This window comes from Butyrivibrio sp. INlla18 (assembly GCF_900103635.1).
Lineage (GTDB): Bacteria > Bacillota > Clostridia > Lachnospirales > Lachnospiraceae > Butyrivibrio.
In genome coordinates this window covers 146,128-160,349 of the sequence record NZ_FMXK01000008.1, presented here as the reverse complement: position 1 = coordinate 160,349, position 14,222 = coordinate 146,128, and the positions used below count along the sequence as shown (strand labels likewise).

Below are 14,222 nucleotides of genomic sequence, written 5' to 3'. Positions count from 1 at the left end.
TCCTTATGCTTCTCTATTTATGTCTTATCCCCACAAGATCAATCGCCCAAGTAGCTTTCTTTGGGGCCCAAGTATGAACTCGGAATCGTTACCCCATCTCTTACAAAAAGAACTCTTTCCAGTACTATGCCTGGACTCATACCGTAGAACTGCAGTGTATTCTTGCCAGCTTTTAAGCGAACCTTCTCGCTGACTTTCTTAACATTGTCCTTGGCCTCCTGCGCCCACTGCGGACTTAGGAAATATGGTATGTCAGTTCTATGTACCGAATTAACTATGCATATCTCTTCTTCATTTACTGAGTAGCCAAGATACTGCTCAGTCTTGAAGGTTGTTGGTGTAGTTGGTGCAAGGTCGAATGTGAGCTCGTAGTCTCCTTCATCCTCTACCCAGAACTTGTACTCAACGCTTGGTCTTTTCTTTTCTGTCAAAAAATCTGCTGTAGAAGGGAAGACTTTTATAGCGCTTCCACTTCTTCCATATGGAGACAGGACCTCAAAGGAGCCTTTTGTCGTATCCTTCTTGGAACTAAAATGCTCAGCTTCGATACAAACAAATCCGTCGCTCTCCATATAATGACCAGGAACAGCCTGTGGTGGCATAACCTCTACTGTAGTATGGGCTGTGCCAAATCCTACGCACTCAATATCAAAATGTCCTGTCACTTTTTCTTTTAATAAAGACTTATCTACTGAAAGAGTTATTCTCTCTCTTGCCTTTACCTCGCCTTCAACCTTGGAAAAATTCATCCAATCATTGTCAGCAGTAATCTTAAATCTATATGGATGCTCGCTTCCATTTATAAGATCAAACTCGATACTATCTACATCTGCTCTTAGCATGTCTTTCCAGGTCTGTGGCCTGTCGCACCACTCTGTACCTGTCATGTAGTGCTCGTCATCCTTGCGGGATACCATCATTCTTGGAGAATTAGCCCCATAGATAAGGTATCTCATTGGGAATCTGTCATCTTCTTCATTCCAGTTGATAAAGCCGATGTGCTCTGATCTTCCAAAGCCCTTGTAGTAGCCATCATCTACTGTTTCATATTCAGTAATGAGAGCGTCGTCTTCTTTGACACAAGCATCTACTAATACCGCGATCTGATTAGCTTCGATCCTGTTCTGCCTAGCAAAAAGTTCATTTCTTCCAGCCAGGATCCACATCTTCATGAGGTTTGCTGTTCCACAAGCTGGATAATACAAAAGAGAAATGAAGGCTGACATATCTTGATTGCTTATCCTTTTCTTGATGGCAGCTGCCTCTTTGAGGATTCCCTCTGATATATCAAGTATATCCTGAGCCTCACCGTAGTGAAGTGGATGATATACATTGCCATGCATTATCTCGTGGCGTCTTTTTTCCAAAAGACCTGTGTAATCCCATATGATCTTCTGAGCCTTGTTACGTAGGGACTGTGGCATCATAGCGCCAAATGAACGCTCAACCCACTCAGAAACGTATTTCTGAGTTATAGAAGCATCTTTTCCGCCCCATTTTTCTATGTCGTATGCAAGATCAAGGAAGTAGGAAAGTCCAAATTCCTGAGTTCCTATATCACCTACATTTACAACCCATATCTCTTTTACCCCAAAATCATAGGCCTGAGTCATCTGCTCCCATACTCTTGGGAGATATGTTGCTCCGATCCACTTATAGGAAAATGGTCCGCCATGCATATCCATGTGATAATACATACCGAAGCCGCCCTTGTGGTCTCTCATCTCCTTGGAAGGAAGTGTTCTGGTATAGCCCACGTTGTTGTCGCTTAGCATCAAGGTTACGCCTTCAAGCTCTGGATCTCCCAGGAGGCCTTTGGTCTTGTTATCTCCGTAAAAGAACTCTTCTACTTCCGAAAAAAGTACGAACTGTCTTGGTACTTTCTGAACATCTTCATCTATTATCTCTTTTATGAGCTGGTTCTGAGTCTTTAGAACATCTCGTAAAAGATCTATATTATCGGCAAGGGTTGCATCCTGCCCTAGGATCTTGGAATCTCTTTCGCCTCTCATTCCAAGAGTAATTACGTTTTCAAAATCTCTGTTTCTTACAAGACCGTCTCTCCAGAATCTTGTAATGCCTTCTCTATTAGAAATAAAGCTCCAATCGTCTCCGTATATTGAATCCTTACCTCTAAGAAGTGAGTACTCTTCTCCTGTTCTCATGCAAGGCTCATGGTGAGATGTACTCATTACTACACCAAGTTCATTGGCAAGTCTTGCACTTTCAAGTCCAGGGCCATCCATACTGAAGTTGGATCTCCACATTGCTGGCCACAGGTAATTTCCCTTAAGTCTAAGGAGAAGCTCGAATATTCTCTCATAACACTTGGCATTTACATCTCCAAAGTGCTCTGTTGCCCAGTTACCAAAAGCTGGCCACTCATCATTTATAAAAAATCCTCTGTATTTTACTGAGGGCTCTTTGGTTACTACATTAACTTCATCTGTCAGGAATACATTCTTTCTCTTTCGAGGATATGCATGATTCCAATTGACGAAGGGTGAAACTCCAAGAAGCTCTGATAAATGGAAGAGTCCGTAGATAGTACCTCTTTTGTCGCTTCCAGCAATGATAAGAGCGTGTTCTACGCCATCCATAGGATGATCAACTACCTGAAAGCTGTATACTTCCCACTTTCCTCTTACCTCTTTGAGATTTACAACACCTCTTTTTTCAAGCTCTTCGAGATAATCGCTTCTGTCAACTGTTCCGTAGATCACAAGGTTCTTGCACTTCTCGCCTCTGACATACTCTTTGGCTGTGAACCCTGTTACGAGATTTACGTCTTTTCTGACTAACGTAGCAATTTGGTTAACGCCAGAATATGACTTAGCTTCATATGTAAACATTATCCTGTTGTCAAACCCTACTTTTGCCACCTTGTCCCTCGACATCGTTACTTATTATAAAAAAATGTCAGCACATTTTTTATAATTCAATTGTATTGTCTAGGATTTATATATAAATACACAAAAAGATAGAATTTTTTTGCATTTTCCGATATAATATTGCACAAGGGTTTCGAGTTATTCCATTAAGTCATTGTGAGTTTTGTCTAGAAGAAAGAAAATGGGGTATTAGAATGAGAAAATGTTTGGATTGTCCGTATAGCATAATAGACCAGGAGATCATCTGTGAGCACAAAACAGCCAGAGTTATGCCTTCTGACGTAAAGACTGTTCACACCCATGATGGTTACGAGATTGTCTTCTTTTTGAGAGGAAACGTTAACATCATGATCGAGCCTGACCTGATACAGATGAAACGCGGCGATATGTTCTTTATCAGCCCTTTAGTTTTCCACGGCCTTGACCTGGAAGATGTTAATATCAGCGGTTACGAGCGAATCGTTATCAACATCCAATATGAATATCTCAAAAATCTTGGTGATGCTGAAACAGACTTCTCATCTCTATTTAGAAGCGAAGCTTCACCTAATATGAATATCCTTCACATTCCTGAAGAGGCTCTTCCACGTTTTATTGAAATAGCAGAAAGGCTTGAGGCTAGTTTAGTAAGTCAGGAATTTGGGCACTCCATTTTGTCCAAATCTCTTTTGGCAGAATTCCTACTCCTAACCTGCCAGTATTCATCAAAGGCTGCGACACAGGCTCAGAGTAGCATTACACCGCAGGTTGTAACAAGGATCTTTGATTACATAGACTCTCACATAGAAGAGGACATCACCATCAACAAGATGTCTGCTGACCTTCACTACAGTAGTGACCATCTAAGCCGCGTATTTAGTGAAGCTATGGGAGATTCTTTAAAGCACTACATAAATGCCAAAAAAATAGTTCTGGCACAAAAATTACTGCTCCAGAACTATTCTCCATATGATGTTTGTTTTATGGTTGGTTACAACAACTACTCAAGCTTTTCAAGAAGATTCTCCAAGCAGATCGGTGTTGCACCCAAACAGTTTCAGTTATCTCACAGAGATGAAAGTTAAGCTAGCAGCTTAATATATCTCTCTGTGAAGCTCGTCTTCAATTCCGCTCTTTCTATAGAAGTATGAATTCACCTGATCACACCACTCTCTTGCATTTGCTAGCTGCATCTCAAATCTGTGATGCACGTTGTTGTACATATCTGAAGGAATCTTGCCTTCAAGCTTCTCCCAGTTTGCAGCAAGCTCTTGCGCCTGTGCATATCCCTCAAAGTGAGTATCGTAGATGTGCTGGATCACAGTCTTTCCTGACTGAAGCTTCCATGTATATGGAAGATGATGGAAGAAAAGAACCAGGTTATCAGGGCACTTCTTTGGATCATTGTAAACTTCCGCATTTTCCTTGTAGTACTGCTGAGCATAGCCAGTTCCTTTATCAGTTCTGTCTACACCAATTCCAAGGTGATCTGCTCTGTGATAAGTTCCCCATCTTGAATATTCATATCCGTCAACACTTGGTCCATAGTGGCCGTTAGGAGTTACCATCCAGCCGATACCAAGTGGGCTTGTGTACTTCTCGTATATCTCTCTTGATCTAAGGAGCATGTCAGTTAACATATCTTCATCCACAATTTCAAGAGCAAATGTCATCTTTATCCACTCTCTTGCAATCTCTTCTGAGGATAACTCTGTGTTATAGCTAAGTCTTCCAAAGCCGTAGAGATTAGCTGCTGCCAGATAGTTACCTGTCCAGTTGAAGTCATTACCTGTGTTGATAACTGCTGCCATACCAGCAAGGCTGTTACCAAAGGCTCTTCCGCTTACAACATCTGCGATAGTATCTTTGTCCTTCTGGCAATATGTCTTGAAATCAAGTACCTCTTTGAACATAGGAATGAGATAGCACAAATCGATCTGGTGACCAGTGTATTCCTGAGCGATCTGAACCTCCAGCATCTGATTAGTCTTGGTAAGTCCGCCAAGAAGTGGAGAAATAGGCTCTCTGATCTGGAAATCCATAGGACCGTTCTTGATCTGCAAAATTACATTGTCGTGATACTCTCCATCAAGATTCTTGAAGTAGTCATAGCCTGCTCTTGCTCTGTCAGTCTTGTAATCTCTCCAATCCTGAGTGCAGTTATATACAAAGCATCTCCAAATGATGATTCCGCCGTATGGCTTTATTACATCACCCAGCATATTTGCGCCGTCAGCCTGAGTTCTGCCGTAGGTAAATGGTCCTGGTCTTCCCTCAGAATCAGCTTTTACAAGGAATCCTCCAAGAAGAGGGAGCTTATCATATACCTCTTTTATCTTATCCTTCCACCAGCCTATTACTGACTCATCAAGAGGATCGCAAAGCGTTAGTCCTCCAAGCTCTATAGGTGAAGCAAAGTTAAGAGAGAGGTATAATCTGATTCCGTAATCTGCAAATACCTCTGAAAGCTCTTTTACCTTGGCAAAATATCTGTCGGTAATAAGATAGCTTGCAGCATCCTTGACGTTAACGTTGTTGATGACGATGCCGTTGATACCGATGCTGGCCATGAATCTAGCGTAGTCAACAGTCCTCTCATCAACTACGATCTCGTTATTTACAAAGAAAAATGAATTGCCTGAATAGCCTCGCTCGATGCTACCATCCATGTTGTCCCAGTGATTCATCATTCTAAGAGGGTTAGATGGTGCTGCCTTTTCTGAAACTTCTTCCTTGCGTGCGCCGCATGAAAGCTTGCGGATAGCTGCAAAGATTCCGTAGAGAGCGCCGTTTTCATCGCTAGCTGTAACCCTTATCTCAGAAGCTGATGAAGACACTTCGTAGCCTTCTTTTGCCACAGCGCTATCTTTTACGATCTTAATAGCAAAAGAATCATCGGCCCCATTTCCTTCTGAAACTTCTGCTCCAAATAATCTGCTAAGTGCTGTCTTAAGTTCTTTTACCCCGCTATCTATAACCCTGTGAGCTCTGTCAAAACCAAGAACTTCAATAGCAATATTCTCTACTGAGTCTTTGCGTTTTTTGTAATCAAGCCAGAGCTGACTCCATTTTGCTGATTCCATTTTTAATACCTCTCTTTAGTAAATTTATGTTAAAATAATGCACATATTAAACGCAGTATCCTATTAGGAGTGTAATCTGTATGATACATAACATTAACGAACAGGCCCGGGAAGATATTTTCTATGATACCTTAAAGGGAGTTCTGCTATATCACAACACCCTTTCAGAATATCCACTGCACTGGCACAATGAGGTAGAGCTCATTCTCTGTGTGTCAGGTTCTCTTAAAGTGAAATTCCACAACGATACCAAATCTATGATAAACGTTGCCCCTGGAGATATCGTAATGATCGCTCCTGGAACTCTTCACGAGTATCTTTCTGATGCACCTGGCGGTGAGAAGCTCATCCTCCTATTTGATATTGGCGGCTACTCTCAGGTTTCATCCCTTGTTCCGCTTCTCAAGACTCTTCCTTCTTATACTCATATCAAACAGAAGGATTTTCCTCTTGAATCAGCTAGATTACACAACTATTTCTGGGAAATCGACAGACTCTACGGCGCAAGCGACGAGTTTCTGCAGATCTCCGTTTATTCTCTTGTAACACTTATCTTGGCTCAGATCGGTAGCATGCACCTTAGCGATGCGCCTGCTCCTATTGAAGCTCAGGATTACCAGCACAAGAACATCGACAAGCTGGTGCTTGTTACTAACTATATTGATTCTCATCGCTCAGATGAACTTACTGTTGAAAAGCTTGCTGACCTAGCAGGTTTTTCGAAGTTCCACTTTGAGCGTCTTTTCAAGTCCTACATGGGAATATCATGCTATCAGTATATCACTAAGCGCAGGATCCTTATGGCCAAAGAGCTCCTTGGCGACACAGACCTTTCTGTAATGGATATTGCTCTTAGGTCTGGTTTCTTTAGCCTGTCTACATTCAACAGAGTATTCAAGGATGTAAACGGCTGCTCTCCAACAGAGTTTAGAAAGCTGTATCGCACTGGCGCTGATAACAAATAATATCCCCTATCATTCGATCGCAAGGTCAAAAGGAGACATCGGTATTCCTGTGCTGTTAGTGATAAGTCCGCCGTGATAGGTATTCTCTGAAAGCCAGCATAGTCTCTTTGCCTTGCCCTCATCAAATGGACTATCTACAACTACAGTACCATCCTGAAGTCTTGCCTTAGCTTTTTGTCTTTTTCCATTTATATCAATTACATAAAAATCCTGTAACTCAAGTCCCTTGCCGGCATCCTTAACTGTAAGTCCGCCCCCATGGGTCAAGTTAACTGTGATCTCCCCATTATCCATGAGGACACTTGTGGCTACAGGACCAGTGTACTCTCCATTATAGCCATATTTCAGATGAGCAGCACATAGAGCTAACCTCTCTCCTACTGGCTCTTTGACAACCGGATGAAGATCATTGTCTTCGCCAAGTCCCATGGTAACCACAAGACCAGTCATTGGCATATCAAGGATCTTGTTCTGAACAAGTCTAAACTGCCCCCAGTCATCAGTTCTTGGAAGCTGATCTATTACAAAGTTTGGAAGCTGAACTGCAATGAATGGGAGATTTTCTTCCTTCCATGCCTTTCTATAGCCCTTAACCATGCGCTCTGTAAGATCTGCATAATCATAGCCATCCCCAACATTGCTCTCGCCCTGATACCAGATAACTCCGTCAATTGGGTAGTTTGTGCAAGGTGCTGTCATAGCGTTATAAAGGCCTGTTGGCTTCCAGTTGATAAAGTCTGTTGCAGGAATCTCCTCAGCGGTAGCACCAATCTTGCACTTCCAGATTCCATCAAGATATACTGCAGCATCTTTATTAAATATCTTAAGTTCCTTATTTTCTGTAAATCTTCCCATGCCAGTCTCAACTGTAAGTCTGATGGCAATGGTGTTTTTCTTTTCTCTTGTAAGTCCCTTTGGAATGTCATATTTACGTGGTGGATACTGATAGCCAGTCTCTCCGACCTTCTGTCCATTCACATAGATGATATCGCTATCAACCATGGTTCCCATGAAAAGACGAGCCTCTTTGCCCGCAAGTTCCTTAGGAAGATCAAATTCTCTTCTAAACCAAACTGCGCCAATAAATCCGTCAAGCTCTGTTCCCTTGAAAAATCCTGGAACCTTGTGGTCTGTCCAGCCAGAAATATCAAGCTTATCCTCATGCCACTTTTCTGAGATTCCTTTATCTGCCTTGTAGATATCACCTCTCCACTTATCGCCATTTTCAATGTTCTTTTTGATCTGTCCTTCAACAAAAGAGCTGTCGGCATAGTGACCAGCTATCTCAAGAAGATCATCATAGCCCTCAAGCATCTCTTTGCCCATCCAGGAATAGATCCTTGATCCGCCAAGGCTTGCATTGATGAGGCCTATTGGCTGACCTGTGAGCTTCTGAAGGTGTTTACCAAAAAAGTAACCTGTAGCAGAAAGGTTCATGATAGTGTCTCTGCCTACTGAAACCCAGCTACCGGTATTGTGCTCTTCATAAGGGCCTGTATAGCAGGTCTCCTCTACGATCTTAAAGGTTCTGATCCTGTCATTTTCATCACTTGCCACAACCTCAGGATACTGATCCTTGGTCCTGGCAAGAGGAAGCTCCATGTTGGACTGACCTGTACAGAGCCATACAAGGCCCACCAGGATATTCTCAACGATGACTTTTTCACCCTTGTCATCAGACACTACGAGTTTGTAAGGTCCACCACTTTCCCTTGCTGGAAGATAAGCGTCAAATCTTCCCTTTGCGTCACACTTTGCTGTAGTAATATCGTTTTCAAGTTTGATGGTAACCTGCATTCCTGCATCGTCCCATCCCCATATGTGTATACTTTTCCTGCGCTGAAGAACTGCGCCATCAGAGATCAATCGACATAATTTAAGCGATGACATAATCCTACCATTCCTTTCTATAGGTAAGATTATAACCATCGCTTAATTTCTTTTCACGCATGTAATTGCTAAGAACTAATCATTTTTTGCTAGCAGTTCTTGAAGTACTGACGTCGCTGTATCCCTTTGGAACCTTTATAGCCACATCAACTTTTCTACCGCTGACAACGTTAACCTTTTCAAATCCGATAAGCTCTCTTACGCCTGTCCTGTCGTTGGTACCATATACCATGACAACTTCAAGGCCGGTTCTCTTACCTTCATTCTTAACTGTAAGTCTAAGTTCTCTTTCGCCCTTCATGAACTTTTCCTTGGTAAAAGAGAATTTGCTATATGATAATCCATAGCCAAATGGGAACTGAACCGGAATACCTGCATGATCTGTGTACTTGTAACCAATCCTATATCCCTCTTTGTAATGAACCATATCAGTATTTCCGAAATCTCCAACAGAAATAGCTGATGAATCCTCAGGCTTCATATAGAAGGTCTCAGGAAGCTTACCTGAAGGATTGATCTTGCCAAAGATAACATCGGCAATTGCTCTTCCACCCTCGCAGCCATTGTAATAGCTCCAGATAACAGAAGAAGCTTTATCGATCCATTTGTTCATCTGTACTGAGCTTCCGCCAATGAGGACGATCACCGCATCGTTTCTAACTTTCAGGATCTTCTCAATGAGCTCATCCTGTCCATAAGGAAGCTCCATATCTATTCTGTCTTTGCCTTCTGAATCATAGTTATGGTTGAGACCGCCCACAAAGATAACACTGTCATACTTGTTATTCTTAAGAGCATCCATAACTTCCTTGCTCATTTCTTTGTTTAACTTATTCTTGACCTTAGCCTCTTTTTGTCTCTCCTCAAGGCTTGCCTGCTGCCAGTTGATCTCCTGACTCTCTGGTGCGATCTCTGCGTCGTATCCCATAAGGAAGTCAACCTTAGTGTTACCCCCAAGTCTCTCCTTGAGTCCAAGAAGTGGAGCAACCTCGTAGAAGGCCTTGATCTCTGCACTTCCGCCGCCAAGTGAGTGCTGTCTGATAGCGTTATCACCAACAACCAATACTCTCTTTTGCTTTGCAGGATCAAGAGGAAGTACGTCTTTTTCATTTTTCAAAAGAACTATTGACTCCGCAGCTACTCTATAAGCAGTTCTCTGATGAGCAGCTGTGTTGTATGCGCCCTGTTTTCTCTTTCCATCAAGCATATGAAGTTTGTTCATGACTTTGAGGATTCTAAGTACCTTCTCATCAATTACCTTCTCATCTACTTCTCCGGCTTTGATAAGTTTTTTCAAAGGATTTGCAAAGCAGTACTCGTCAAAGTCATCCGTCACGGACATTTCGATATCGCAGCCGCCAAGTGCTGCTTCCTTGGAATTATGAACTCCGCCCCAATCGGATATTACTAAACCGTCATACTTCCATTCATCTCTTAATACCTTCTTTAAGAGGAACTCACTCTCACAGCAGAAATCACCGTAGAGCTTGTTGTAAGCACCCATTACAGAATGAGCGCCTGACTCTAATAAGACTCTCTCAAACACCTTGAGATAATTCTCTCTAAGTACGTCTTCATCAATATCAGCATCAACTGAAAGTCTTGATGTTTCCTGATGGTTGATGGCAAAGTGCTTGACGCAGGCTGCAACGTCATGCCTCTGAACACCCTTTACGAAAGGAATTGCAAGCTCCGCTGTAAGGAATCCATCTTCACTGAAATACTCAAAGTTTCTACCGCAGAGAGGACTTCTCTTTAAATTGATACCCGGTGCAAGGATTACATCCTTGCCTCTGCCTCTTGCCTCTTCGCCAAGTGCACTACCTTCATCAGTAGCAAGAGCTCTGTTAAATGTGCTGGCAAGGGCGCTGTTACATGGAAAATAAGTAACATTATCTTCGCCGTGTCCAACAGATATCCACTTGTCATTGGCAAATTCTCCTCTGACACCCATAGGTCCATCAGATGAGATGAGCTCAGGAATACCAAGTCTCTCAACTCCAGCAGTACGGAAGAATCCAGCTCCGTGGATCATAGAAAGCTTCTCATCAAGAGTGAGCTTTCCAAGCATTTCTTTTAATTTTGCTTCTCTCATAAATAACTCCTAATAAACATTACCCAACGACACCAAAGCCAAGTATCGTAAACTTCTTGGAAGCATCCTGCATCTTAACTTCCACTTTGTGCCTTTTGGTGCGCTTATCATTGAACAGTATCACTGGATTACAGTGCGTCCAACCTACTACAAGGGGGTCAAGAGTCTTGACCAGATTGCCGTCCACATAGACATCTGCCTTGCCATAGGATGAATTGCCGGAATCCTTAAATATTATCACTAGTTTGCTACAACTTAAGGTAATTGTAAATGTTTTTTCTGCACCATCTTTACCAGAATGATGCCAGTTATACTGAAACTCAGGAGTCTGTTCTATCTCGCTGTCCATCTCCACAAACTGAAGGTCCTTGTCTGTGTCGTTAAAAGAGCCGCAGCAAAAGCTTGTGATCTTGTACTTATCCTTGAGCTTATCAAACTCAGCTTTATCAAGAAGCTCCACCTTTTCAAAATCAGCTCCGATAGCTGGTTCTGGGAATTCTGCTGGTTCCGGCTCGTTGTCACGATGGGTCTCATTTACCTTATCAATAAGCTCTATGAGGCAGTCAGCCATGATCTGATGTCCAAGGTTACTTGGATGATACACATCATAAAAGAACTGGTTCTTGGAGATCACTCTTCCATCCTCCGGAAGGAGTGGAAACTGCGGCGTCACCGCATCCATGATGCTCACCATAGGTACAGAATACTTGTAGCCCACAGGCGACAGCCTATCCTGAAGATTCCAGTCAAAGGAGAACACTGCAAAAAGAAGTACTACTGCAGGCTTCCATGGAAGAGCAAGAGCTTTCCTTACAAGACTCTCATAGCACACTCCTTGCGTCTCATCATCTCCGTCATTAACCGCAAACTCTATCACAATAAGATCTGGTTTTTGAGAGCCATTTCTCAAGATATCTCTTTCAAATCTAAGCATACCAAGCTCTGATGGGGTTCCGCCAACTCCAGCTTTTAGGAGATTTACTTTTCCGCCCTTAGCGTATTTTTCCTGAAAGCTGTCTGCAAACACTCTTGCATAGCACTTTGTATTGATAGGAATAGCACCAGCTCCCTGGGTTATGGAGCCTCCGATAAAGGCAAGTGTCACATCTTCGCCACTACCAGCTTTACCAAGGACTTTTTCAAGACGGCTTGTATTTCCCATATCAAAAAGGCTTTTTGATATCATCTGACGATATCCTGCCGAATGAAAATCTACAGTTCGTTCAATTGGCTGAACGGGTGCTATAAAGCCTTTATTTAAATATAATCTGATGTCAGTAGTAGCCTGAACTCCAGGCTGAGCAAATTCAAATCTGATCTGCCCTACTTCCTTATCAGTAGTTTCCCAATTTATTTCATCAAGTCTGATGACTTCTTCCATTCCGTTCATCAGAACATCTTTTTCAATCTTAGTTGCCTTCTGACCTGCCTTAACTGGATACATCTCCATTACAAACTTAACAGTTTCAGAAGTATTTCTTCCTGATACACTTACCCCGATAGAATGTACCATGGTCTTAAAGCCCTCTGTTGATCTTAAGAGCTCAAGCATATAATCATCGCCGATATTTCCAGATAGTTTAGCAGCATCCACAAGTCTACCCATGTCCATAAAAAGGAACTGGATTCCCTTGCCGTCAGGTTGTGGCGCAGCAAATATTTCTTTTTCCTGCATGATAAAGAAAAATGGTCTTTTCTTTACAGGATCCTTTGGTGCTTTTGGCCCCTCACGTAATAAAGTATTCATACTCACCCCTATAAAATAAGGGCGGCTATGATAGCCGCCCTTTTGTAAACCTTAAAAGCCCTAATTACTGAGCGTTAGCTTCATCTACATAAGCTTTCCATGTGTCACGGATTGCTTCAACCTGCTCTGATACTACGCAGTCAGCTGTGATGTTCCATACGAAGTCTGAGCCAAGGCTTAAGTTAGGGATCATGCCGTGGTAAGCAATTGTTCCCTTTTCTGTCATCATTGTGATTGTCTCGTCTACAGCTCTCTCATCGAACTTACCATTTCTAGCTGTTGAAAGGTATCCGTTGTAGTCATAGTACTCTGCTGCTGGTGGATTTGTGTAAAGGTTCCAAGCAAATGCAAGCTTCCAAGCTCTGTCAGCATCATAGCAGCCAGGGATTGCAACTGGGTTGTTTGTCCAAACGTTGATGTAGTCGTTCATCTTAGGTCCCTTAGGGAACATAACGAATCCAACATCATCCTGCATATCCTCAAGGAAGTTACCAGGTGCGCCAGCATACTCATCCTCTACCATGAATGCAGCCATACCGTTGATGAATGCTTCCTTGTAGTAATCCCACTCAGCGCCCTCTGGATCTGGCATGTCATACTTCTTGTACATATCTACTGTCCACTCAAGAGCTTCAAGTGTCTCAGGAGACTCAAGGTTGTATACATACTTTCCGCTTGCATCCTTATCGATGTAAGATCCGCCGTTTGAGAATACAGCTTCTGTTGTCATAACACCTTCGTTAAGTGTAAGACCCCAAACATCTACAGTACCGTCGTTATCCTTATCCTGCTGAACCTTTGACATAAGCTCATCAAACTTATCCCATGTCCAAGATCCATCTGCCTGCATATCATAGATTGAATCTGGGTCAATTCCAGCTTCTGTAAGAAGTCTCTTGTTGAAGTAAACTCCTGTACGAGCCTCTGAATATCCAGCGAACATAGCATAGATGCTATCTCCCTTTGAATACTGCTCGTGAAGAAGGTTTCTCTGGAACTTGATGTCATTGAAGTCAAGGCAATCAAGTGTTGAAAGATCATAGAGAAGACCATTTGCCATAGCTGATGTGATAGCTGGATCGTCACGAAGAACGAAGAGGTAGTTTACATCGTCGCCACCTGTTGTAACGTAGTCAACGAAATCCTGTGGTGTTGAACCCCAGTCAGAAATAGCCTGTGACTTGATTGTGAAGTTGTAAGTTTCCTGGATCCAATCTCTGTAATCCTTGAGAGCTTCCTCATAATCGTTCTGTGGTTCCTGCTCATCACCTGACCACCAGTCACGGATAATGATATCCATACCACCAAGGTCAATTGGGTTACCAGCGTCATCTGTGATAACCTGATATGGATCATACTCGTCAGAAGGAGCTGCTTCCTCAGAAGCATCTGCTGCAGCTGTTTCTACTGATGCATCAGTAGAAGCTTCTGGCTGAGTGTTGTCTGCTGGTGCAGACTCGTTTGCGCCGCAGGCTGCCATACTTGTAAGCATAGCTGCCATTGTGATAACGGCTGTTGCTTTGGTTGTTAGAGACTTTCTCATACTCTAAATCCTCCTTACCCCATTGGGAA

The 14,222-nt window shown here is 42.7% G+C and carries 8 protein-coding genes; 2 read left to right on the top strand and 6 right to left on the bottom strand.

All coding sequences use genetic code 11. The features are described from left to right. Positions 1–38: 38 nt before the first annotated feature. Entirely contained in the window at positions 39–2,882 is a 2,844-nt protein-coding gene (locus BLS24_RS06920) for a glycosyl hydrolase 115 family protein (protein WP_176764363.1), read from the bottom strand. 203 nt (positions 2,883–3,085) lie between these two features. On the opposite strand from BLS24_RS06920, the gene BLS24_RS06915 reads away from it, so the two are divergent. Continuing rightward, positions 3,086–3,955 (top strand): helix-turn-helix transcriptional regulator, encoded by an 870-nt coding sequence (locus BLS24_RS06915; protein WP_091757440.1) that lies wholly within the window; start codon positions 3,086–3,088, stop codon positions 3,953–3,955. A gap of 9 nt (positions 3,956–3,964) precedes the next feature. Here BLS24_RS06915 and BLS24_RS06910 read toward each other — a convergent pair whose 3' ends face one another. Beyond that, complete coding sequence (locus tag BLS24_RS06910; protein WP_091757438.1) at positions 3,965–5,953, bottom strand: alpha-glucuronidase; 1,989 nt, start codon at positions 5,951–5,953, stop codon at positions 3,965–3,967. An 80-nt stretch (positions 5,954–6,033) separates the two neighbouring features. On the opposite strand from BLS24_RS06910, the gene BLS24_RS06905 reads away from it, so the two are divergent. Next, on the top strand, positions 6,034–6,918 hold the full coding sequence (locus BLS24_RS06905; RefSeq protein WP_091757436.1) for an AraC family transcriptional regulator: 885 nt from the start codon (positions 6,034–6,036) through the stop codon (positions 6,916–6,918). Between the two features lie 9 nt (positions 6,919–6,927). Here BLS24_RS06905 and BLS24_RS06900 read toward each other — a convergent pair whose 3' ends face one another. The 4 genes from BLS24_RS06900 to BLS24_RS06885 all read right to left on the bottom strand — a co-directional run bounded on the left by BLS24_RS06900 (position 6,928) and on the right by BLS24_RS06885 (position 14,193). After that, positions 6,928–8,808, bottom strand: a complete 1,881-nt coding sequence (locus tag BLS24_RS06900; protein WP_176764362.1) for a sialate O-acetylesterase — start codon at positions 8,806–8,808, stop codon at positions 6,928–6,930. Between the two features lie 79 nt (positions 8,809–8,887). After that, the gene (locus BLS24_RS06895; protein ID WP_091757432.1) at positions 8,888–10,903 is read right to left on the bottom strand and encodes a glycoside hydrolase family 3 protein; all 2,016 of its coding nucleotides are present in this window, start codon (positions 10,901–10,903) and stop codon (positions 8,888–8,890) included. Positions 10,904–10,922: 19 nt separating this feature from the next. Further along, entirely contained in the window at positions 10,923–12,650 is a 1,728-nt protein-coding gene (locus BLS24_RS06890; protein ID WP_091757430.1) for an SGNH/GDSL hydrolase family protein, read from the bottom strand. Positions 12,651–12,714: 64 nt separating this feature from the next. After that, positions 12,715–14,193 carry an ABC transporter substrate-binding protein gene (locus tag BLS24_RS06885; protein ID WP_091757428.1) on the bottom strand — a complete coding sequence of 493 codons (1,479 nt, stop codon included), beginning with the start codon at positions 14,191–14,193 and terminating at the stop codon, positions 12,715–12,717. Positions 14,194–14,222 lie beyond the last annotated feature (29 nt).

What these genes read in the sequence shown, in the direction of transcription:
- BLS24_RS06900 (WP_176764362.1), bottom strand. Translation starts at nt 8,808, where the DNA reads ATGTCATCGCTTAAATTATGTCGATTGATCTCTGATGGCGCAGTTCTT.
- BLS24_RS06905 (WP_091757436.1), top strand. Translation starts at nt 6,034, where the DNA reads ATGATACATAACATTAACGAACAGGCCCGGGAAGATATTTTCTATGAT.
- BLS24_RS06895 (WP_091757432.1), bottom strand. Translation starts at nt 10,903, where the DNA reads ATGAGAGAAGCAAAATTAAAAGAAATGCTTGGAAAGCTCACTCTTGAT.
- BLS24_RS06915 (WP_091757440.1), top strand. Translation starts at nt 3,086, where the DNA reads ATGAGAAAATGTTTGGATTGTCCGTATAGCATAATAGACCAGGAGATC.
- BLS24_RS06910 (WP_091757438.1), bottom strand. Translation starts at nt 5,953, where the DNA reads ATGGAATCAGCAAAATGGAGTCAGCTCTGGCTTGATTACAAAAAACGC.
- BLS24_RS06885 (WP_091757428.1), bottom strand. Translation starts at nt 14,193, where the DNA reads ATGAGAAAGTCTCTAACAACCAAAGCAACAGCCGTTATCACAATGGCA.
- BLS24_RS06890 (WP_091757430.1), bottom strand. Translation starts at nt 12,650, where the DNA reads ATGAATACTTTATTACGTGAGGGGCCAAAAGCACCAAAGGATCCTGTA.